This is a genomic window from Sellimonas catena (assembly GCF_027924685.1).
Classification (GTDB): domain Bacteria; phylum Bacillota; class Clostridia; order Lachnospirales; family Lachnospiraceae; genus Sellimonas; species Sellimonas catena.
Window position 1 is genome coordinate 50,156 of the sequence record NZ_BSBO01000020.1, and the last position, 22,948, is coordinate 73,103.

At 45.5% G+C, this 22,948-nt stretch carries 21 protein-coding genes; 2 read left to right on the forward strand and 19 right to left on the reverse strand.

The annotated features are described in order from the left end of the window. Positions 1-21: 21 nt before the first annotated feature. Complete coding sequence (locus tag Selli1_RS10305) at positions 22-897, forward strand: arginase (RefSeq protein WP_087169285.1); 876 nt, start codon at positions 22-24, stop codon at positions 895-897. A gap of 38 nt (positions 898-935) precedes the next feature. On the opposite strand, the gene Selli1_RS10310 is transcribed toward Selli1_RS10305, so the two are convergent. The 17 genes from Selli1_RS10310 to Selli1_RS10390 all read right to left on the reverse strand — a co-directional run bounded on the left by Selli1_RS10310 (position 936) and on the right by Selli1_RS10390 (position 19,835). Further along, positions 936-2,459 (reverse strand): Mur ligase family protein, encoded by a 1,524-nt coding sequence (locus Selli1_RS10310; RefSeq protein WP_281872935.1) that lies wholly within the window; start codon positions 2,457-2,459, stop codon positions 936-938. Positions 2,460-2,476: 17 nt separating this feature from the next. After that, on the reverse strand, positions 2,477-3,178 hold the full coding sequence (gene cuyB / locus Selli1_RS10315; RefSeq protein ID WP_087169283.1) for a cysteate racemase: 702 nt from the start codon (positions 3,176-3,178) through the stop codon (positions 2,477-2,479). A gap of 25 nt (positions 3,179-3,203) precedes the next feature. Then, entirely contained in the window at positions 3,204-4,415 is a 1,212-nt protein-coding gene (locus Selli1_RS10320) for a carboxylate--amine ligase (RefSeq protein WP_087169282.1), read from the reverse strand. Between the two features lie 68 nt (positions 4,416-4,483). Next, positions 4,484-5,734 (reverse strand): DNA polymerase Y family protein, encoded by a 1,251-nt coding sequence (locus Selli1_RS10325; protein WP_281872936.1) that lies wholly within the window; start codon positions 5,732-5,734, stop codon positions 4,484-4,486. Positions 5,735-5,830: 96 nt separating this feature from the next. Continuing rightward, the gene (locus Selli1_RS10330) at positions 5,831-6,649 is read right to left on the reverse strand and encodes a carbohydrate ABC transporter permease (RefSeq protein WP_118636588.1); all 819 of its coding nucleotides are present in this window, start codon (positions 6,647-6,649) and stop codon (positions 5,831-5,833) included. 14 nt (positions 6,650-6,663) lie between these two features. After that, complete coding sequence (locus Selli1_RS10335) at positions 6,664-7,551, reverse strand: carbohydrate ABC transporter permease (RefSeq protein ID WP_087253972.1); 888 nt, start codon at positions 7,549-7,551, stop codon at positions 6,664-6,666. Between the two features lie 33 nt (positions 7,552-7,584). Further along, positions 7,585-8,889: an ABC transporter substrate-binding protein gene (locus Selli1_RS10340; protein ID WP_087169278.1), complete on the reverse strand. Its 1,305-nt coding sequence runs from the start codon at positions 8,887-8,889 to the stop codon at positions 7,585-7,587. Positions 8,890-9,000: 111 nt separating this feature from the next. After that, the gene (locus tag Selli1_RS10345) at positions 9,001-10,056 is read right to left on the reverse strand and encodes a uroporphyrinogen decarboxylase family protein (protein WP_281872938.1); all 1,056 of its coding nucleotides are present in this window, start codon (positions 10,054-10,056) and stop codon (positions 9,001-9,003) included. A 16-nt stretch (positions 10,057-10,072) separates the two neighbouring features. Beyond that, positions 10,073-11,617: an ASKHA domain-containing protein gene (locus Selli1_RS10350; protein WP_281872939.1), complete on the reverse strand. Its 1,545-nt coding sequence runs from the start codon at positions 11,615-11,617 to the stop codon at positions 10,073-10,075. Then, positions 11,610-12,635 (reverse strand): methylcobamide:CoM methyltransferase MtbA, encoded by a 1,026-nt coding sequence (locus Selli1_RS10355; RefSeq protein WP_281872940.1) that lies wholly within the window; start codon positions 12,633-12,635, stop codon positions 11,610-11,612. The genes Selli1_RS10350 and Selli1_RS10355 overlap by 8 nt, the downstream gene beginning before the upstream one ends. Before the next feature lie 21 nt (positions 12,636-12,656). Further along, positions 12,657-13,307, reverse strand: coding sequence for a cobalamin B12-binding domain-containing protein (locus Selli1_RS10360; protein ID WP_087169274.1), 651 nt, complete (start codon positions 13,305-13,307; stop codon positions 12,657-12,659). A 36-nt stretch (positions 13,308-13,343) separates the two neighbouring features. Next, complete coding sequence (locus tag Selli1_RS10365) at positions 13,344-14,225, reverse strand: uroporphyrinogen decarboxylase family protein (protein WP_281872941.1); 882 nt, start codon at positions 14,223-14,225, stop codon at positions 13,344-13,346. 131 nt (positions 14,226-14,356) lie between these two features. Then, a complete protein-coding gene (clpB, locus tag Selli1_RS10370) occupies positions 14,357-16,972 on the reverse strand; it encodes an ATP-dependent chaperone ClpB (RefSeq protein ID WP_191436128.1) in 2,616 nt (871 codons plus the stop codon). Positions 16,973-17,210: 238 nt separating this feature from the next. After that, complete coding sequence (locus Selli1_RS10375; RefSeq protein ID WP_009243513.1) at positions 17,211-18,431, reverse strand: tyrosine-type recombinase/integrase; 1,221 nt, start codon at positions 18,429-18,431, stop codon at positions 17,211-17,213. A gap of 104 nt (positions 18,432-18,535) precedes the next feature. Then, the gene (locus tag Selli1_RS10380) at positions 18,536-18,730 is read right to left on the reverse strand and encodes a hypothetical protein (protein ID WP_004614488.1); all 195 of its coding nucleotides are present in this window, start codon (positions 18,728-18,730) and stop codon (positions 18,536-18,538) included. 455 nt (positions 18,731-19,185) lie between these two features. Continuing rightward, positions 19,186-19,419, reverse strand: a complete 234-nt coding sequence (locus Selli1_RS10385; protein WP_117536415.1) for a helix-turn-helix domain-containing protein — start codon at positions 19,417-19,419, stop codon at positions 19,186-19,188. Continuing rightward, entirely contained in the window at positions 19,416-19,835 is a 420-nt protein-coding gene (locus Selli1_RS10390; RefSeq protein ID WP_071143795.1) for an RNA polymerase sigma factor, read from the reverse strand. Before Selli1_RS10390 ends, Selli1_RS10385 begins: the two co-directional genes overlap by 4 nt. Positions 19,836-20,356: 521 nt before the next feature. On the opposite strand from Selli1_RS10390, the gene Selli1_RS10395 reads away from it, so the two are divergent. Then, positions 20,357-20,716: a helix-turn-helix transcriptional regulator gene (locus tag Selli1_RS10395; protein ID WP_117441973.1), complete on the forward strand. Its 360-nt coding sequence runs from the start codon at positions 20,357-20,359 to the stop codon at positions 20,714-20,716. A 106-nt stretch (positions 20,717-20,822) separates the two neighbouring features. Here Selli1_RS10395 and Selli1_RS10400 read toward each other — a convergent pair whose 3' ends face one another. Beyond that, a complete protein-coding gene (locus Selli1_RS10400) occupies positions 20,823-22,184 on the reverse strand; it encodes a sensor histidine kinase (protein WP_233509568.1) in 1,362 nt (453 codons plus the stop codon). After that, positions 22,166-22,816: a response regulator transcription factor gene (locus tag Selli1_RS10405; protein ID WP_281872946.1), complete on the reverse strand. Its 651-nt coding sequence runs from the start codon at positions 22,814-22,816 to the stop codon at positions 22,166-22,168. The genes Selli1_RS10400 and Selli1_RS10405 overlap by 19 nt, the downstream gene beginning before the upstream one ends. Between the last annotated feature and the right edge of the window lie 132 nt (positions 22,817-22,948).

The window sequence follows — 22,948 nt, forward strand, 5'->3', positions numbered from 1 at the left end:
ACTATATCATTGGAGGTTGCTATGTTCAGTATTTTTGGATGTCCGATGCACTTTGGGGTTGGCGCACCAGGACTGAAATATAGTCTGGATTATCTGAGAAATCGTTACGAAAATTTAAGAATTGTAAAGCTTCCGGAAATCATCATGGAGGAAGATCCGGACTGCGTATTAAAAAACCGGAATACCGTGGCTGCTACTTGTCAGAGCATCGCCCAGTATATGTATTCTGTATTTGAGACAGGAAAGACGCCTTTGTTTCTGGGCGGTGACCACAGTGTGGTGATGGGCTCTGCCTCGGCTGCCAGCGTCTATGTAAAGGATCACTTTCAGGAGGAAATCGGACTGATCTATATCGATGCCCATGCGGATATCAATACGGATGCCACGACGGTAACCGGAAATATTCACGGTGTGCCGGTAGCTTCTCTTCTGGGACTTGGCGATCCTAAACTCACCGGATTCTTACACCCGGGTGCCAAGATCCGCCCTGAGAACATTGTATATCTTGGACTTCGTGATATTGATCCGCCGGAGCTTACGATCATGAAGGATCTTGGGATCCGCTTCTATACCTATCCGGAGATCTGCAAAAAGGGACTGGCTTCGTGTCTCTCCGAGGCGGTACAGTATCTCTCCCGTCTGAACTACTTCCATCTGAGCTTTGACATTGACTCCATGGATCCGGCCCTGATGCCGGGAGTGTCTGTTCCTGTCAAAAGCGGCTTTACGGAAGAAGAAGTCTATGAAATGATGGGAACTCTGATGAAAGAACTGCCGATTGTATCGTATGATATCGTCGAGTTCAACCAGGAGTTTGACCGCGATAATCGGACCGCCGACTTTGTCTCCGAGCTGGTTGACTTTATCACAAACGCCGAACGAAAAGAGGCCTTCTGACAAATGATGCCGGGGAAGCACATCCCCGGCATTTTTCTTTAATGAGTCTGGTCGTAAATCTCCAGATATTTTTTCACATATTCCACGTCGGACGGGCAGTCGATGTACTCACTTCCGTACTTCTGACGTGTCTCATTTCCCTTTCCTGTCACAAGGATCACGGTCTTGTCCTCTGACTCCTCGATCGCTGTACGGATGGCTTCCCCACGGTCTTCGATCATCACATACGGACAGTTCTGGGCTTTCACATACTGGGCGATATCGCCGGAAATCTCTTCCACCGGCTCATATCCCGGATCTTCCGCCGCCAGATACACCTTTTCGGAATACTGTCCCGCGATAGTTCCCAGATCCTTTCTCCGGATGTAGGCTTTCTTTCCCGGGCATCCGAACACCGACTTGATGGCGTAGTCCGGATATTCCTCCTTCGTAGAGGAGAACAGCTTTTCAAAGCTGAGCTTGTTGTGGGCATAATCGACAATGGCAATGATCTTTTTGTCCCTGCTTGCGTAAAGCTCCATCCGTCCGCTGGACCTTGCTTTTTCCAGTCCTGAATGAATGCAGGAATCCGGAATGCCAAGAATCTTTGCCGCCGCAATGACCGCCACCGCGTTTTCCACATTAAACAGGCCCGGCATGGTCAGGACATAATCTTCCTCCCCGTCTTTGGAACGTACGGAAAACTTCGTCTCATGTCCGTCTTTCCGGATGTTGTACGCAAAGTAGTCTGCCCCCTCGTCCTTCTGGCTGAACGTGGTCAGGTCACCTGCCGCCCTGGCAGCTTCCAGAATCCGGTCTGAAAAGTCCGCGTCCAGGTTGACTACCGCATGATCTGTCTGGGCAAACATTTTCATCTTGGATGTAAAGTAATCCTCAAAATCCGGATGCTCAATCGGACTGATATGGTCTTCTGAAATATTCAAAAAGATTCCAACATCAAAGCGCATCCTGTCCACCCGGTTGTATTTGAGCGCCTGGCTGGATACTTCCATCTCCGCAAAAGTAATTCCGCTGTCCACCGCGTTCCGGAAATGGCGCTGAAGCTCTACCGCCTCCGGTGTTGTGATGTGGGACTCCACTCTGCTGACACCGTCATAGATATCGATGGAGGAAATCACGGCGCTCTCAGGCTTTCCGGTCTCTTTCATATAATCATCTACAACCGATTTCATGTAATATGCGGAAGTGGATTTTCCTTTTGTTCCGCCGATTCCGGTCACGATAAGCTCTTTCCATGCGGAACCGTAGAAGACATCTGCCAGTACCGCCATCGCCTTACGGATATCTTTTACAAGAATATACGGGATATCCTTCCCGGTATCGTACTCTTTCTCACTGATATAAAGAATGGCTCCCTTTTCCACGGCGGAAGTCAGATACTCTTCCTTAAATGCAGCACCTTTGCAGATGAATATCGTATTTTTCGTCACTTCCCGTGAGTCATAGGTCAGCACCTCCGGATGACTGTCTTCCTGTCCGAAGAACTCTGCTTTTACAAGAAGACCGCACTCCTCCATCAGATCCGCATATGTTTTCAAGGTATCGCTTTTCCTCTGTGACATACATTTTCTCCTTTTCTTTATTGATAGCAGGCCCCGGACCTCATGATGGACTCCCGGATCAGCACATCCATGGCATCCAGGCAGATCTCCGGCAGCACGTGATCTTTTTTAAAGACCGAAATCTCGGTACATGCCAGAATCACCACATCGCAGTCCTTTTTGATGAACTCTTCCATCACCCGCTCAAACTTCTGATAATCTCCTTTTTTTCCGGCTTTGACATCATCGTAGATCAGAGACATGACGTCTTTTTGTCTTTTTTCCGACGGCACAATCTCCTCGATTCCCAAAGCTTCGCACTCTTTCCGGTAAATACCGGCAGATACCGTTCCGTCCGTCCCCATGATTCCGATCCGCTTTACATTTTCATAATGGCTTTTTGCGTAACGGATCGTCTCCCTCGGCATGTGGATGATCGGAATGTCTGTCATTTCCTGAATCTGGTCATAAAAATAATGCGAGGTGTTGCATGGAATTGCAAGATTGGCCGCACCGACCGCTTCCATGATCCGGATATCTTCGGCCATCGCCTGCAGAAGCTTCCGGCTTTCTCCCGTCTGGATCGCTTTCGTCCGGTCCGGCATGGAAGCATGGCTTAAGATGGTCATGTCCAGATGGTCCTGGTCACAGTCCGCTTTCGTATGCCGGATCACTTCCTCGTAAAAATATGCGGTTGCCTCCGGTCCCATGCCGCCGATTACCCCTAATTTTTTCTTCATGGCTCCTCCTGTCATTTCCAGCCTTCTAGCTGTAGTACTTCCTGAATTTGATAAAGTGGCTGAAATGTGTCCGCAGCATCCGGTAAAGTCTCGGCCATCCAAGATCTCCCTTCTTGAAGACCGGGTTGACCATCTTTCCTGCTTTGATCAGTTTCTTCATCTTCGCTTTTGACTCCGGATCTTTGACATATTTGAATGCGACCGCCTTCGGAACAACCATCCAGAGGTGCTCTTCCTTTGCAGTCTCAAACTTCAGTTCTTTTCCGTACACATATTCTTCTACAATATATTTTGCAACATTGAACCCGGAACCGGTCACATAGTAGTTACTCCGTCCCTGTCTTGTGTTGATCTCGAAAAACTTGTACTTTCCGTCCCGTCTGTCGTACTTGATATCGAAATTGGAAAATCCTACATAGTGCAGATCTTCAAGAAGATTTCTTACCCGCTTCATCAGCTCCTGATTCGGCTCGGTGATGATCACCGCATGATTTCCAAGTCCGTGCGGTGTATGCTCCTCTAACAGTACATGTCCCAGACACATCATTTTCACCTTTCCGTTTTTGTCGGAATAGGAAGTCAGCACACGCATGTACTCGTCATTTCCCGGAATCATATCCTGGATAATCAGGTCATCATCGTATCCCGCATCGTAGATCTCTTTGATGACGCTGTTTAACTCCTGTCTGGACCGGATCGTGTAAACCTTCTTCTGGGTGTCAAACGGATGCTCCCAGTATTTGATACTGTCGGACGGCTTTAAGATCACCGGGTACGGGAAGTCGATGGTAAAATCCATAGACATGCCGTTCTTATAAACAAAGGTTCCAGGATAGTCTACCCCGTGCTTCTCACAAAGCTTATAGAAGGTCTCTTTCTGCTGAAGGCTGTTCATCAGGTCAAAGTCAATATACGGGGCAATAATGTTATCGTCAAGCTCCGCTTTATGCTTACTGATCAGCGCTACATAGCTGTCTCCGCAGCCGATCAGTACAATCTTTTTATCTTTATGTTTCCGTGCAAAGGCATGTACGGTTTTCAGAAAATAGTCATCCGTATCAATCTTTGGATTGGCCCGGTACTCGATCATCCTGCTCTGGTAGCTCGGTCCGGTCGGATATTTTCCAAAAATATACGTCTTTACCTGATACTGCTCATAGAAGGCGCGCGCCACACTGTACGTGTTGATGTCACCGCCAAGCAGAACCGGTATGAATTCTCTTGACACAAATTCCATAGTTTTTTCCTCTTTTCTCCTGTTTCACGTCGTTTTATTATAACCCTCCAGGAAACCGCTGTCAAACGCTATCCCTGCTCTTTCGGGTCCTTTTCCTCTTTTTTCAGAAAAGCGGCACGCATCACCGCATCGTCACCGAATTTCTTCCGGATCTGATCCAGGGCCTGATCCAGCTTCTGATGCTTTTCGTCCTTCCTCTTTGGCTGTTTCTGTGTTTCCCGTATCGTCTCCAGATAATCGAAAAGATTCATCTGCTGCGGAGCGCTCTCTTCTTCCAGTTTTGCAGTCCGGATTCCAAGCAGACGGATGGGCATCCCGTTCCACAGCTCATGAAAAAGAACGCACGCTTTCTGATAGAGAATGGAATCCGACTGTGTGGGTGGTGAAATCTGCATCTGATGGGAGACATTCTGAAAGGTGGCATACCGGATTTCCACAGTGATGCTTCCGGCCTTCTTTCCTGCCTTCCGCAGTCTCCCTCCGACACTTTCGGAAAGCATCAGAAGTACTTTTCTCGCCTCTTCTTCTGTCTCGACATCCTCGGAAAGGGTGGTGGAATTTCCGATCCCCTTTGCCTCTTCCCCTTCGGACCGGACAACGTCATCCCCCTGTCCGTTCGCAAATTCCCACAGAAGCCTGCCGTGGCTTTTCAGATGGATCTCCAGATAATCCGGATCCGCATGAGCCAGCTCCCCGATAGTACGGATTTCCAGCTTTTTCAGCACTTCCACGCTTGCTTTTCCCGCCATGTAAAGCTCCGAAACGGAAAGCGGCCACATTTTCTCCTCGATCTCCTCCGGGAACAGAGTGTGCACCCGGTCCGGCTTTTCAAAATCGGAGGCCATCTTTGCCAGCAGCTTGTTGGTGGAAATCCCGATATTCACGGTAAACCCAAATTCCTCCCGGATCCGGTTCTTGATCTCAAAAGCCGCGTCAATCGGTGTGGCAAACCGGTGGGCGATGCCGGTAAAATCGAGGAAACATTCGTCGATGCTGAGCTGCTCGATGTCCGGCGTGTAGCTTCGCAGAAGATCCATCAGATTCCTGCTGTACCTTGCGTACATCTTGTGATCCGGCGGCTCCATCCGAAGGGTCGGACATTTTTTGATGGCCGACACGACCGGCTCCCCGGTGCGGATGCCGTAGGCCTTTGCAGGGATGGACTTGGCGAGGACAACCCCGTGCCTTGACTTTCTGTCGCCTCCGATGATGCACGGAATATCGCGGATATCCTCCTCATCCCCTCTTTTTAAGTATTCGATTGCCGTCCAGCTTAAATACGCGGAATTCACATCAATATGAAAAATAATCCGTCTCATCCTCTTCGCCGCCTTTCTCTTCTGCTTCTATGGTAACAGCAAAAGAAGCAGGATTCCAGCAAAATCCTGCTTCTTTTCTATTCTTTTCCCAGGCGGTTATCCCTTCATTCCGCTGATGGTGATTCCCTCTTCGAATTTCGACTGTAAAATCAGATAAAAGATAAACGGCGGAAGGAAGGTCACTGCTGCACCTGCCATAGTCAGCCCTACATCCGAATCATAGGCTGTTTTCATCGTGCTGATGGCAAGAGGCAGCGTCCTCATGGAATCCTCCGTTGTTGCAACCAGCGGCCAGATAAAGTTATTCCATGCACCTACAAAAGTGAAAATGGCAAGTGTCATCATGGAAGACTTCACAAGCGGAAGGATCACTCTCCATAAAATCTTCATATCACCGGCGCCGTCCAGTTTTGCTGACTCAATCAGCTCTTTTGGAACCCCGATGATTGCCTGCCTCATGATAAAAACCCCAAACGCCGTCGGGAGCGGCAGGATCAGTGCCCGGAATGTATTAATCCAGTCAAATCCACGGACAATCAGGTACAGTGGTACAATAATCACTTCCGAAGGTACAACCATCGTCATCATCAGAAAAAAGAAAATCTTGTCATTTCCTCTAAACTTCAGCTTTGCAAATGAATATCCAGCCAGACAGCTGCAGAACAGTGTCAGGGCAACTCCCCCAAATGACACAATCACACTGTTAGTCAGATACTGCAAAAAATTGTTTTTGGTAAAAATCTTAATATACTGTTCCAGTGTTGCTTCGGACAAACTGAAACTGAAATCATAGGCATTCACCGTGCTTTTCAATGACATCAGAATCATGTAGATAAATGGAAGCACACAGAATACCGCTGTCGCAAGCAGAAGAAGATCACCAAGAAATCCCGGTATTTTTTTCTTTCCTTTCATGCTCTTCCTCCCCTCTATATTTCCGAAGCTTCCCGCTTCATGAATCCTTTTTGCAGCACCATGACTGCCAGAACAAGCAGGAACAGCACATTGGATACCGCCATGGCATATCCGGCCTTTCCGGTTTTAAATGTCAGATTGTACGCATAAAATACCATCGTCATAGTGGAATTTGCCGGACCGCCTCCGGTCATTGTATAAATCAGTTCAAAGCTCTGCAGTGAGCTGACCACGCTTAAAAATACATCCATGATAATCGCCGGTTTCATCAGTGGAAGAGTAATGTACCGGAACCGCTGAAGTGTTCCGCCTCCATCCACCTTTGCAGCCTCATAGTAACTGTCCGGTATGGACAGAAGTGTCGCGAGATTCAGTACCATATAGTATCCAAAGCTTTTCCACACCATGATCATGGACACTGTAACGATTGCAGTGGTACTGCTTCCAAGAAGCATTGCGGTATCGATACCGAAAAGATCCAGCAGATCCGAAAGTACCGGAATTCTTGCATTCAACATTGTTTTCCATACAGTACCGACGACCGCATTGGATGAAATCACCGGAATAAAGATTGCCGCCTTGGCAATTTTACCGATCAGAGTATGCTTTCTGGATGCTACCAGCACGGAAAACAGTACAGATAATACTACCTGCAGAGGAACTACCAGTACCATGACTTTCAGTGTATTTATAACAGCCAGATGCATCTTCGGATCTGTCAGCATCCTTTTATAATTATCAAACTGAATGAACTCCGGATCCAGAAGCAGGTTGTATTTTGTAAAACTGAAGATCAGCGAGATCACGACAGATCCGACCACGAAGGTCAGAAGAATCAGGCTGATCGGCATCACGTACCCGTAGGGCGCGATGGTGGATAAAAACTTTCTCCTTTTTTTCATCTCTGCTCCTTTTCTGTAACCGCCAAAGCCGGTTTATTCTTTATCAGCCCAATATTCATCCAGAGCCTGATTCGCGTACTGGGCAGCATCGTCCATTGCTTCCTGAGGGCTCTTGCTTCCTTCCATCATTCCCTGAAGCTCGCTTGCAAGGTTCTGAAGAATATCGCTTCCGCAAGGTCCTACCTGAAGCGGACGGTATTTATCTCTGTCTTCAGTTACAATTCGTTCCATCTTCGGATCTCCCTGGTACTGCTCACTCTTTGTCAGCGGAGCGCCGGAAGCAATCTTGTGGTACTCTGTCATGAACTCGGATCCTGTGATGTACTTGATCAGCTTCATGCAAAGTTCCGGATTTTCCGCCTGTGAAGATAAAGTCAGACAGTCTGTTGCTCCGAATGTACCATAATCTTTATTCTTTAAGGATGTAACATAGTTCCAGTTCAGATCCGGATAGGACTCTGCAAACAGTGTCTCCTGAATTGCGGAAGAACGTGTTACTCCGAACGCCGCTTTTCCCTGTCCGAAGATTGTAGAAAATGCATCCTCAGCCGCAAGAGACATCATGTTCTCCGGCATATAGTCTTTCAGGCTGTAGAAGAATTCCGCTGCCTCTACACCTGCTTCATCGTTGAATTTCACAGTCTTATAGTCATCGTTGTAGATATCTGTTCCTGCCTGCCACAACAAGCTGTAAAAATATGCGTTCAGAAGATAAAGCATGTTCATGCTTCCGTTATTGAATCCGACTGCGTATCCGTACTGATCAACCTTGCCGTCACCGTCTGTATCCTGTGTTGCTTTTTCACAGATGCGCGCGAAGTCTTCCCATGTCTCCGGCGGCTGTTCGCCAAGGGAATTCAGAATGTCTTCGTTATAGTAAAGAACAAACGGTACTCCTGTTACAATCGGAAATCCGTACTGTCCGTCCATCATGTACCCATGATCCAGATAGAGATATTCTTCTCTGTCTTCATCCGTAATGTATTCACTCATGTCCGCCACGGCTCCGGAATCGATGTAAGTAGGGAACATCTCCGCATACATATATCCGATGTCCGGCAGTTCACCTGATGCCGCGCCTGTGGACCATTTTTCTTCATAGTTTTCCCAAGGCTGAATCTGGATATCGATTTCACAGTTATTTTCCTCTTTGAAGTCTTCTAAAAGCGGCTCCCAGTTTTCCAGCATGTTGTCATCAAGCGGAGGGCACCACATGGTGATCGTCTCTTTTCCTCCGTCGCTGCTTCCGCCCTTATCATCGGATCCCCCTCCGCATCCTGCGAGAAGTCCTGTGACCATGGCTGTACAAAGCAGTACACTCACTAATTTCTTTTTCATGTTCTCTCCTCCTGTATCTTATAAAAAGTTACAATATATATCATCGTTTATGATATCACGCAGTTTGTTATTTCCACAAATCAATAATGTCTATATGGACATAGGCATTTTCTATAAGCCGGAAATCTTACGGATTTCATCCATCCAGCTATCCAGCATGGCAAAATCAGTCTGGTACGGCACATCGCATCCGCTGGCACTGATATATCCTTTCGGACTTCCCGCTGCTTTTTGTACCTCTTCCCGGATTTCTTTGCGAAGTTCCTCTTCCGAGCCATGCAGGAGACATTCCACCGGAGGGATATTTCCTACAATCGTCATCCGGCCGCCCAGTTCCTGTTTTGCTTCTTCCAGATCCATAATGTTGTCAAGACTGATGGCACGGATCGGCATCTCCCGGAAATAATCCCATACTTTTCTCGTATTTCCGCAGATGTGAAGGGACGGCTTTTGCCCGATTTTCCCGTCGGCATACTCCATGATCTCCACAAGATAAGGATAAACCAGCTCCCGGAAATATTTCGGAGAGATCAGCGCCGGGGATGCCACCGGATCTGCCATCCGAAGACCGTCTGCATAAGGCGCGATCATATCCACGCAGTTCTTCATAGAATCGGTCACAAGGCGCAGCAGACGCTTCACCTGTTCCGGCTCCTTTCTCAGATCACGAAGAAAATATTCCACGCCTCGTAAATTGGCAGCAATCGTAAACGGGCCGCCGATACTCGGGGCCACATCCACGACTCCGTCCGCCGCCTTTTTCATCCGTTCCAGCGCCTCCCGGAAAAACAGCAGACGCTTCGACTGTTCCGGTCGTACCGGCTCCATCCCATCCAGCATCCGGTAGTCTGTCAGATATCTTCCTTCAAAGTAAGGCATTCCCTCCTCCGGGTAGACAACGTTCCCTCCAAGGGCCTCCAGAATCCCGCACGTATTCGGGCCGAGGCTGAGTTCGTCGTGTCCCAGCCGGTTAAAGGCCGCAATCTCCGCCTCCACCATTTTCCCGGCATCGTGCCAGTACTCCCGGCTCGATGTCCTTGTCAGGCGGCCGGAAATTTCTCCGATAAAAGGAATCACCGGAATCCGGTCTGTCCTTTCCCCTTTCTCCATGGCAAGCCTTCTTTCATGGGGTGTCATCTGATCCCGTCTATTCGGTTCTGCTTTCATCTGCTTTTCACCTCCGTCAGTTTCCCGGAAAGATCATGCTTTCCGTAAAAATCCGTTCGTAATTTTCTGTCTCGGCAAGTTCCATATATTCGATTTTCTCCGCCAGTGCTTCCATCTCCTGCTTCATCGTCTCTGACATCAGTGTCATGTAGGCTCCGGTCTTGGAAGAATTGCCCACATAGACAAGGCGGTCCTCCACCTCTTCTGGCAGGATTCCCACACCGGTGAGGAACTCTGCCGGAAGATGGGCTCCGAACTGCCCGGCAATCAGTACTTTTTGCAGTTCCTTCATCTCGATCCCCGCCTTTTTCAAAAGGGCGGTAAATCCGGAGAGAATCGCTCCTTTTGCAAGCTGTACCTGCCGGACATCCCCCTGTGTGATGAACAGATCCCGTTCGTCATCAAGAATCAGCTCCCGTTTGGTACCGTTCAGACGGATCAGATCATAGCGGTAATCTTCCGGATCCAGAGCATCCTTTTTGACAAAAACTCCGGTCTTTTTGACAAGTCCGGTACGGAGAAGCTCTTTGACCGCTGCCAGGATTCCGCTTCCGCAAAGTCCTTCCGGCTCTCCGTCTCCGATTGTAGTAAGCCGGATTCCGTCTTCGGTGATCCGGACATCCTCCACCGCTCCGTCCGCCGCCCTCATTCCGCAGCTGATATTCATTCCTTCCAGCGCAGGCCCCGCCGCGCAGGAACAGCTGAGCAGATGTCCTCCGCCTGCAAGGACAATCTCTCCGTTCGTGCCGATATCGATAAAAAGCACCTTCTCCGTTTCCTCATGCAGGCCGCAGACCCGCACGCCTGCCACGATATCCGCACCGATATAGGCAGAAACCGACGGCAGGCAGTAGAGCATGGTCTCTTCCCCTGCCCACAGGCCGATCCCGGCCGCCTTTAATTTCTGTGCTTTTGTAAATTCCGGCCGGTACGGCGCGCGTCCGATGGATCTTGCATCTACTCCAAGCAGCATGTGCATCATCGTACAGTTTGCCGCCACATCTATCTCCCGGATCTCCTCTTTTTCGATACCGGCTTTTTCGCAGAGCTGCCGGATCTCTTCATTCAAAGACTCCACGACTGCCCGCTGAAGGTCCGCAATCCCGGTATCCGGGTGGTCGTACTCATAGGTGATCCGTGTCAGCACGTCCTGGCCAAACTGCTTCTGGGCATTCAGCATGGACGCCTGGCCCAGTACTTCTCCATCGGAGAGTCTCACCAGATCCAACGCCGCCGTTGTCGTACCGATATCCACCGCAATTCCGTATCCCTCCCGGAATTCCTTTTCAAATTCCGGAACATAGCCGGAAGTGAGCACCTTTCCTTCCTTTTCTGTTCCAAGAAGCTCCACCTCCAGATCTTCCGTCACCTCTACCAGGCAGGAAAGCCGGATGCCAGGCTCGTCTCCGGAAAGGATTCTGACTTTACACTTTCCACATGTTCCGTTTCCGTTGCATGGATTGTCCACAAAAAAGCCCTCCTTTAAGAGGGTCTGTAACAGATTGGCTCCGTTCTCACAAAGAATGGCTTTTTCGCTTCCTTTTACTCTGATTTCAGGCATGATTCTCCTCCTCTCTCACCGCCTGGAGGATGGCGCGGATGTTGACAAGGGGTGAGTGCATTCCCAGTCCGCATGCCGGTGCAATGATGTCAGATCCGTTTTTGACACAGTTTTTCGCCAGTGTCTCCACCTTGTCCGGATCCCCGAATTCCAGCGTGTAGGTGCTGACATTTCCCATCAGTGTCCGGTCTTTCAGCTCTTCTCTTGCTTCTTTCATCGGTACAACGGAATCAAAGCTCAGGGCATCACTGTGGATTTTGTCTACCTCCTTGTAAACCGGATTCATGTGGCCGCAGATATGCACAATTGTCTGCGCTCCTGCCTCTTTCATAGCATCTACAATCTGGTTCACGTACCGGACTGTAAATTCCCGAAAATATTTTGGCCCCAGAATTTCCCCGGTTGCGCTTGGGTCGGAAATGGCAATCACGTCCGCCCCCGCTTCAATCTGTGCCTGCCCGAACCGGATCAGCTGGTCTGTCACAAACTGCATAAACGCATGTGCGTCCGCGTTCTTTTTCCGAAGTTCTTTATAAAAGACGACCGGCTCCATCACCGAGCTTGCCGTACTGACCGGACCGGTGAGATTTCCTACGATCGGCACAGCGTCTCCCTCTTCTTTCAGAATCCCCAGAGCATCCAGAACTACCTTTGCCCTTCCTTTCGTCACATCGAGTTTTGGGAGCTTTTCCCAGTCACTCACTGTCCCGATCACGTATTCTGTCACATGCGGCTCGTAGGCACTGGATCCCATATCCACCCCGGCGCCCATCTCCTCCGCCTCAATCGTCATACAGAACGGCACGCCGTAATTTTCAAAGCATCCCTGTTCGTAGACCGCCTTTGCAAGACCCGCCATCATCCTGGCATCTGTATGCGCCTGCGGCAGATAGATCTGAACCGTTTTCATCAGCTCTTCGGTAATCATATTCATCATACCGCCCGGGCAGATACACGGCGTACGGTCCGCCTTCTTTCCGGAAAGTACCGTTTTCAGTCGTTCTTTTGGTGTCAGCATTTCTTTTCCCTCTTCTTTCTGTTATGCGATGTTGAGCAGACTTTTCGCAAGGCGCACTGCCTCCACTGCATTCTGCGAATAGCCGTCGGCACCGATTTTATCCGCGAAGTTCTTGGATACCGGTCCCCCTCCGATCATTACTTTGACCTCATCCCGGATACCGGCCTCTTTGAGCAGATCAATAACTGTCTTCATTCCGCTCATGGTCGTTGTCATCAGCGTGGACAGGCAGACCAGATCCGCGCGGGTCTCCTTTGCTGTATCCACAAACTTCTGGAGCGGCACGTCTCTTCCAAGATCCACCATCTCAAAACCGGCCGTCTCCATCATAATCTTAACCAGATTTTTTCCAATATCGTGGGTATCTCCTTCTACAACACCGATCACCGCTTTCTTTTTGCTCTCCGGGTCTTCCTCCGGGAGATGCGGTTTTAATACGTTTAATCCTGCGTACATGGCGTCCGAGCAGAGCAGAACATCGGTCACGAAATACTCTTCCTCTTCAAACAGAACGCTTGTCCGGTTCATGCCGTCAATCAGCCCGTCCATGATTCCTTCCAGTGCCGGGTATCCCGCATCGATAAATTCCTGCGCGGCCTCAGCCACATCATCTTCTTCCATGTCCACCACGCCGTCGGACATCCGTTTTAATAATTCTTCCTTTGAACTCATGTTGTTCCTCCTTTTCGCCTCCCGGCGTCTTCGCTATTACTCCTCTATTTCATTCCGGCAAAGCCTGATCACCTGTAATGTTTTGTTTTTCAGCACGCTCCCGCCGCCATTGATACACATCTGAGCCGGAAACCGGGCTTTCCCTGCTGCATAGATGCAGGCTTTCTGATACGTCATCTCTTCCGGCAGGGCAATCTCCTCTCTCACCGCAGATCCAGTGTCTTCCAGCGCACAGGCTGTCTTCGGACAAAGAATCATCACCATCTCCTGTCCAAGGATGTGCTCTGCTTTTCGCAGAAATGGTGCCGTAAACACGTCTGTTGTCCATTCTAACATACGGGGGCCAAGAATAGAAAGCCCTCCTGCGGAATCTGCGTAACTGACCATCCGTACACCGTTTTTCTTCACTTCCAGAAGCAGGCCGAGCAGATCCTCCTCCAGCTTCTGAAACAGCGCTTCCACCTGTTCCGGTGTTTTTCTGACGGCCTTAAAGACCTGTTTCAGTTCAATCAGCGTATTCCAGATCGTGTAAGGTCCGGACATCTGAAATACCACTTCCTCTCCCTGCTCTCTGAGCATTCGGCACGCCGCCAGTGTTTCTGCCATTCTACCGCTTTCCGGATCCATCCGGGAGAGAAAAGAAAGTTCCTCCAAAGAACTGCAGACCGGGGCAGCCGCCCTCGGTCCTGCTTTCTCATTTCCATAACGGATGTTCCCGCCCATATTCTCTGCCTCCAGCGTATGGTCAAAAGGCAACGTACAGAATGGTTTCTTCCGTTTCTCTCTTTCCAGCACTGCAGCTTTGATCATCTGTTCTCTCTTTTTATATATTTCCGGAACCGGAAGATCGTATTCCCGGATCAGACCGGTAATCCCCTGATCCGATGCTTCCGGTCTGCACATGTAATCCTGTATCATCGTTTCCCGTACTCGCTTTCTAAGTATCTATTTTAAAGTATCATAAATATGTCTTCTGCTCTAATAGATATTTTCTATAAAAAAGCAAAAAAACAGGGCAGTGCTCTATGAGTACTACCCGGTTTCTTTTATTATTCTGTTTCCTGATATTCCATCGGCACCCGTCCGCCGGTGCTGGCAATCAGTTCTCCGTCCTTTTCATCGATAATGATCGTATCGCCGGATCCGACATTTCCTTCCAGGATCAGCTTGGCTGCAAGGGTTTCCACATATTTCTGCAGATACCGTTTCAGCGGTCTTGCGCCGTACATCGGATCGTAGCCGCCCTCGACAATGTGCTTCTTGGCATCCTTTGTCAGTTCAATGTGCAGATCCCGGTCTGCTAGACGTTTATTGACATCTTTGACAAGCAGATCAACAATTCCGGTAATGTTTTCTTTCGTCAGCGGACGGAACATGATGATCTCATCCAGACGGTTCAGAAATTCCGGACGGAAATGCGCTTTCAGTTCGTTCATAACAAGCTCTTCATTTTCCGGGCGGATGTTTCCGTTCTCATCGATTCCTTCCAGCAGGTGGACAGAACCGATATTGGATGTCATGATCAGGATGGTATTCTTAAAGTCTACCGTCCGTCCCTGAGAGTCCGTGATCCGCCCGTCATCCAGTACCTGCAGGAGGACGTTGAATACATCCGGATGTGCCTTTTCCACCTCATCAAATAGGACAACCGAATACGGTTTTCTCCGGACTGCCTCTGTGAGCTGTCCGCCTTCGTCATATCCGACATATCCCGGAGGTGCTCCGATCAGTCGGGACACGGAATATTTCTCCATATACTCACTCATATCAATACGAACCATGTTCTTTTCATCGTCAAACAGGCTTTCCGCCAGTGCCTTGGCAAGCTCCGTCTTTCCGACTCCGGTAGGTCCAAGGAACAGGAAGGATCCGATCGGCTTTGTCGGGTCTTTGATACCCGCTTTGGAACGGATGATAGCTTCTGTCACTTTGGTAACACCTTCGTCCTGTCCGATCACCCGTTTATGAAGCTGCTCATCCAGGTGAAGAGTCTTGCTCCGCTCACTTTCATTTAACTTGGCTACCGGAATTCCGGTCCATCTGGAAACAATCTTCGCAATTTCTTCTTCTGTCACACTTTCGTGTACCAGAGACATGTCTTCATCTTTGACCTTTGCTTCTTCTTCCTCCAGCTGTTTTTTCAGCTGCGGGAGACGGCCGTACTGAAGCTCTGCCGCCTTCTCCAGATCGTAGCTGCTCTGTGCTTTCTGAATCTCCTGGTTGACACTTTCAATCTCTTCACGGAGACGGTGTACCCGCTCCAGAGATGATTTTTCATTATCCCACTGGGCTTTCTGTTTGGCAAATTCTTCTCTGTTTTCCGCCAGCTCCTGCTGCAGTTTTACAAGACGCTCCTGACTTAACCGGTCGTCTTCTTTCTTAAGAGCTGCTTCCTCGATCTCCAGCTGCATCGTCCTTCTTCTAAGCTCGTCAAGCTCGGTCGGCATGGAATCCAGCTCCGTCTTGATCAATGCACATGCCTCATCCACCAGGTCGATCGCCTTGTCCGGCAGGAAACGGTCGGAGATGTAACGGTTTGACAAGGTTGCCGCCGCTACCAGGGCACTGTCTGTAATCTTTACACCATGGAAGACTTCATACCGCTCTTTCAGTCCACGAAGAATGGAAATGGCATCCTCCACTGTCGGCTCATCTACCATTACCGGCTGGAACCGCCGCTCCAGAGCAGCGTCTTTTTCAATGTACTCCCGATATTCATCCAGCGTGGTGGCTCCGATACAGTGAAGCTCGCCTCTTGCCAGCATCGGCTTTAACATATTGCCGGCATCCATGGAGCCTTCCGTCTTTCCTGCTCCCACGATCGTGTGCAGCTCATCGATGAAGAGAATGATCTCTCCGTCGCTGTTTTTGACTTCCTCGAGAACCGCTTTTAAACGTTCCTCAAATTCACCTCTGTATTTTGCTCCTGCTACCAGCGCACCCATATCCAGTGCAAACAGCTGCTTATTTTTCAGTCCTTCCGGAACATCGCCCCGGACGATCCGCTGTGCCAGTCCTTCGACAACTGCGGTCTTTCCGACACCCGGCTCACCGATGAGCACCGGGTTATTCTTCGTTTTACGGGAAAGAATCCGGACTACATTCCGGATCTCGGCGTCACGTCCGATGACCGGATCCAGTTTCTGCTCTCTGGCTCGTTCCACCAGATCATACCCGTATTTGTTCAGCGTATCATAGGTCGCTTCCGGATTGTCACTTGTTACTCTCTGGTTTCCTCTGACTTCGGAAAGCACCCGCAGGAAATTCTCCCGATTGATGCTGAACTCTTTAAAAATCTCTTTTACCTCACGGTTTGCGTACTTCAGAAGTGCCAGGAAAATATGCTCTACTGAAACATATTCGTCCCCCATCTGCTTTGCCTCATCCTCCGCATGGATCAGCACCTTGTTCAGATTCTGACCGATATAGAGCTGTCCGCCCTGTACCTTCGGACGCTTCCTGAGCGACTGCTCTACACGCTCAATCAGCAGTTCTTTCTGAATCCCGAGCTTTTCCATCAGCTTCAGAATCAGGCTCCCATCCTGTGTCAGCAGGGAATAAAGCAGATGCTCCTGCTCGATCTCCTGATTTCCGTAATCATCTGCGATCTTCTCGCATCCCTGTACCGCAAGCATAGAATTTTGTGTGAATTTGTTAATATTCATACCTTTCTTCCTCCTTACGAATAATTCTCTTAATCTATTTCCAGTTTCTGTTTGTCTGTTCTATCGACGATATAACAATAGCATTTTTTATTAGCACTGTCAATAGTTGAGTGCTAATATTTTTGTTATTTTTTTGCAAACCCTTTAAAATCAATGGTTTGCAGTATCTTATTTCTTTTGAAATTGTGATTTTTTCTGTTTTGACACCAATTTGACACCAATTTTTCTTTTTGTGGTGTCAAGCATTTAACACCATACTATCTAGTCTTGCAATCTCATTTTCAATCCTTGTCAGCTCTCCAATATGATTGTACACTTCCATTGTTACATCTATATGAGCGTGTCCCATAATATATTGAAGAACTTTTACGTCCATACGGCACTCTGCCATTCTGGTACAAGCTGTGTGACGCATTACATGAGCTGAAAACTTTGGTAACAGTTCTGCTTTCCTATGCTCTTTTTTTGCTCTCTCTACTTCGGTTTTGTTATATGCGTCTACAATGTTATATAAAACACTATTTACGCCATTCGGCATAAGCGGTCTGCCCGATTTCGCTGTAAAGACAAACCCCGAATACCCGTCCACCTCAATGCTCTTATCCTTTGCAAGCATGAAATTGATTTTCCTTTGTTCCTCAAAGGCTTTTGCAACTTCTTGTGTCATAGGTATAATACGAATACCCGACTCCGTTTTTGGTGTTGAGATATGGAACTTGCAACCGTCGCCTAAATTCTTATAAATGAGCTGGTGGTCTACATTAACCGTTTTTGCCTTGATGTTTATATCTTTCCATGTAAGACCAATAAGCTCCCCACACCTTAACCCCGTACCAATCATTATGGTAAACATAGGATAATATGTGTTATAGACATTGCTCTGTTTTACAAACTCCATAAACTTTTCTTGTTGAGAAACTGTTAAGGCTTCTTTTTCCTCTGCTGGTTTTCCATAATCGCTAATGGAACTTTTTGCAGGGTTCTTTCGGATAATATCATCATCAACAGCCATTTCTAATGCAGGATAAAGCAGGTTATGAATATACTTGATTGTAGAATAAGCATATCCAGCTTTGGAAAGCTTCGCATAATACGCTTTAATATGTGAGGGTAAAAGCTGAACAACTTTAATATTTCCAATCTCGTCTTTTACTCTGTTTTCCCAAGCACGAACATAACTAACTCTTGTAGTATCAGCCAGCTCACGAGTTGCCATATAACGCTCAAACAACGTGTTAAGCGTCATTTTTTTGATTGCTCCGTCTGTCAATATATTATCTTCCATATCCTTTGCAATCTGCTTCTCTTTTTCCCGAAGCTCTGGTAAATCTTGTGCATAGACTGTCAATCTCTTGCCTGTTCTTACATCTGTATAACGATAGCTGTATCTTCCATCATTACGCCAGTTTTCGCCCTCTCTTAATTTTCTTCCTTTTGGGTCTTTTCTACTAATTGCCATGAGAACCATTCCTTTCTGAAAAAGCCTCTTTTCTTGTTCTCACAGCGTGCTTTGTCCTTTCTTATTATACTACACACGCCAGAGAACATAAATAGAAAATCGCTCTATTCTTCCAAATATAACAAGTATTTCTTGACTTTTTCTATGGAATAAAGAACCCTGCGACCTATCACAATTTTTGCTCCTGCCTGCTCACCAATCTTTCTTGCAGTAGCACGACCACAAGATAACATAGCAGACAGTCCCTCTATATCAACAGCAATCGGCTGTTCCGTTGCTCTTATCTTCGTTTTATTCATATTCCAACACCTTACCTCGCTGGAACATCACATCATTTAACACATCAGTATTTAACATAATGTAACACCCCCTTTACTGTGTGTCTATTTATAAGTTACATAAGCAGACAGACGGCTTTGGAAAGCTCCGTTAGTATCTCAACTATTCCCATTCTTGTGGGCAGAACCGCACCATGCGGACGTATCATTATTCTGTGAGGATAGGTCGTGGCAAAACGACTTTTCCAACAGTCGCTCTCGGATCACTGCGTGGGTCGCTCGCTTTCTTTTGAAAAGGTCGTGGCGTACAGTCCCCGTGGCTCGCTATCTCACAAACGTATCTGTCTGCTTTATTCAGTTGTCAAAGAGCTATCGGCTATTCAGCCTATTAAAATCAACTTTCAGATTTTGATTTTAATAAAGTGACAAGTGAAGTGGCAGGAAAGGGGGGACGTGCCAGACTTCACTTGTATGTACTACATCACTACAATTTCAAAATTCATCAGCATATCAAGTAATGCTGTCTGAACTCTGTTTTTTAAATCGGCGTCCACAACCATGCAAACATTACCGTATTCATCATACAATTTACGCAGGCACAGTTTTGAAATGTAACCGTCATAAAATTTCATAACGGTTTCAATCGCTTCTGGGTCGCTCTCTGTTGCTGATAAAATAATCTCAAAAGGCAGATGTTCGTATTTCTTCATTTGCGTTCCTCCATAATTTTTCTCATTGCTTCAAGTGTTTTTGTTCTGTGATACTGGACGTTAGAACGGGGAATTTTAATAAATTCGCTGATTTCACTATCCGACATATCCATAAAGTAGGACAACAAAATAATGTTGCGTTTCTTCTCTGTCAATGTTTTAAGGGCTTCGCTTAACTGGTCGTCCTCAACCCAGACTTCAATGCCTAAGATATTGAATACAGTATAATCACTTTCGTATTTATCCAATTCTCCAAAACGTGATTGTTCATAATCTGGAATATCCGAAAATAAACATTCGTGTTTTTCACGCCTTTTCATATCACGGTAGCCTTTCTTTACTGCGCGTTTAATTACTTTTTTTGAAAGGCAATCAAACTGTGCTTCAATGGCTTGTTTGAAAGAAGATGTTTTCATTTGCTCACCTCCTTTCCGTGCTGGATTGAAATAAACTTTTGTTTATTTCCCCCTTTCCGCACCCTAACTACCCAAAGAGGTGGCAAGCTACCAAGATTTTCAAAAAAATTTTTTAAAAAAACAAAAACAGCCCGATAATGTATAATTACACAAACGGACTGTTTTATAAATTCTATTGATATGAATTTTTAACTCATATAAAAGGTATAATGATTGTAATAGTGGACTGAAATATTTATCCAGTTGAGAACGGCAGAACGTTCTTCCGTATGCAATCATGGTATAGCCCCCTTTAACCAGAGCTATACCGTATTTATCCCTAAGAAAAAAAGGACAGTTCTGGTTATATCCAAAACCGTCCCGTTATTTTTCAAGACGCACAAAAGTATATTATCTAGGAACGGTTTTTTTTATTTACCGCACACGATAACAGCTTTTGAATTATTACTGCATGATATATGCAATTTTAACACATTCTAAATATACAGCATGAAGTATAAACTCATGTTAGGTGATTTAAAATGAGAAAAACAAAAGAAACACATACTTTTGATTTCAGACCGCTAGGGCTGGCAATCAGAGAAGCCCGTGAGAAAGCGGGACTTTCTCGTAATGATTTAGGCGATAAGGTATTCTATGGAGAACGTCATATCGCAGATATTGAAAATGTTGGTTCACACCCAAGTTTTCAATTATTCCATGATTTAGTTACCATGTTCAATATATCAGTTGATGAATATTTCTATCCAACGGAGAAAGTAGCAAAAAGTACAGCTCGTCGTCAAATAGAAACCTCTCTTGATTTATTGAGTGATAACGAATTAAAAATCATTCAAGGTACGATTGACGGTATCTTGAATAGCAGGGAGAACAAGAAGTAACTAGCTTCTTGCTTTCCCCATTTTTCTTTTAAGTAGTGTTCTACTAGCTTTTGTTTGCTGATCTGCTCCGCAGGTAGCAAATTAACTTAATTTTTCCATGAACATTCTATTTAAGCTTAAAAATAAGAGAAACTTTTGCTCCAACAATTATATTATCAACTTCTAAATTTTCAATTTGAAGAAATCCACTATGTTCATTCATTATTTTTTCGACTATTGAAAGTCCTAATCCATAATGAGAACCACTTCTCGCCTTATTTTCTGAATAAAATTTTTGAGTTGCTTTTTCCAAACTCTCCTTACTAAAACCTTTTCCATTATCAATTACACTTACAATATACTCCGATTTATTATTGATAAACTTTAATTTTATTTGAGAAGATTTTTCAGAAAATCCAACAGCATTTGAAATGATATTTTGAAAAGCCTTTTGAATATCTTTTGGCTCTATCAATAAATCATCTGTCCAATCTTTTTGTATTACAGAAACGGTTACGTTTTTTAAACGGGCTATTTGATTTGCAAGTAAAATCAAATTATCTACATATTTTTCATTAAAATGAACATATTCTGTTTTAGGTTGTTCCAATTTTGAAAGAGTTTTTAATTCTTCCACATATTCAGATATTTTAGAAATTCCGTCTTGAGCATATTTAACATATTCTTTTTGGTTTACATCCATATTTGTTTCTTCTAGCAATTCTAAATTGCCAGATACGACAGTAGCAGGTGTTTGTATATCATGCGTAAGTGATTGAATACTATTTTCTAAAAGTTGTGCTTGTTTCAACTGTTTTTTTGTACTTTCTTTTACTGTCTTTTCCATTTCACTCAAAATAATGAGAATATCATTTACTTCTTTTAATGGACTGGATAATTCAGAAATTTCTCTATCATCAGATAAAATTGTGTTTTGTATATTCGTTATCTTATTTAATTCTTTGCTTAACCGATTTCTATACACTTTTAAAATAACTAAAAATCCTGTAATTACTGCAATGAGAAAACAACTAATGATTGTTAAATCGGCACTTGGGAAAACACTTCTCAGAAAATCATTCGAAAACTGTGAGGTAGCACTCTTATATCCCAGAACCCACTTTTCAGATGAATTACCAATAAGTTCGTAAGTTGTTCCATTCATAAAGCGCAATTGATTGATTTTTCCTTTTTCGCATACTTCTTGTATTAGTTCTTCATCTTGTATAGAACCATTTATATAATTACCACTATCTGAAAGTTTAGCATATTCAATATATGCAGGTATGTCCATTTCTTCAAGTGTGTTATCAAGAGCTTCCTCTTTTATGATTTCAACATTTTGAGATATTGCATTTGGTGAAATGATAATTTCTGTTTCTCCTAGAAAAAAAACTCCTAGACCAAACATCATTACTACTATGAACATATAACAAATTTGAGAAATACTAAGCGTTAATAACATTCGCATTATTGATTTTTTTCCCATTGATACCCAACTCCCCAAACTGTTTTTATCGGTTCTTCTTCATAAATCTTAAATTTTTTTCTGATTTCTTTTATTCTTTCTCTTATTGTCGTTTCTGCGTCCCCCATGCCGTCAAATCCAAAAAGTTTTTCGTATATTTCATCTTTTGTAAATACACGATTAGGATTACGCATTAGTAAAGAACATATTTCATATTCTGTTGAAGTCATATTTATTTCTGCTTCATTTACATAGATTTTTCTAACTGTAAAATCACAAAAGATATTTCCAATATGAATCATATTACTTTTTGTTCTGTTTTCTCTACGTATATGAGCCATTATTCGATATCGAAGCTCTTTAACAGAAAAAGGCTTCACAATATAGTCATCTGCACCTATGGAAAAACCTTCTATTAAATCCTGCTCAAAACTTTTGGCAGTTAAAAATAACACAGGTATGTCGATTTCACGCCTTTTTTCTTTCAAAAAAGTAAATCCATCTAATTCTGGCATCATAACATCAAGTATCAATAAATCGTGTTTATTTATTTCTCGAATAGATACGCTGGACAATCCAGTATAAGTCGTTATGCTATGGTCGTATTCCAAAGCATTTTTTATAAGCTGAAGCAAAGATATATCATCATCTATTACTAACTAAAACTTCCCACACCAATACGGTGTGTTGAACCTTGAAAATTCAATATTTCAGCCAATAAAAAAGGCATAAACCTGTCCCGTTTGGTATAATGGAATTGACGAAAAACCATCTATACAAAGGAG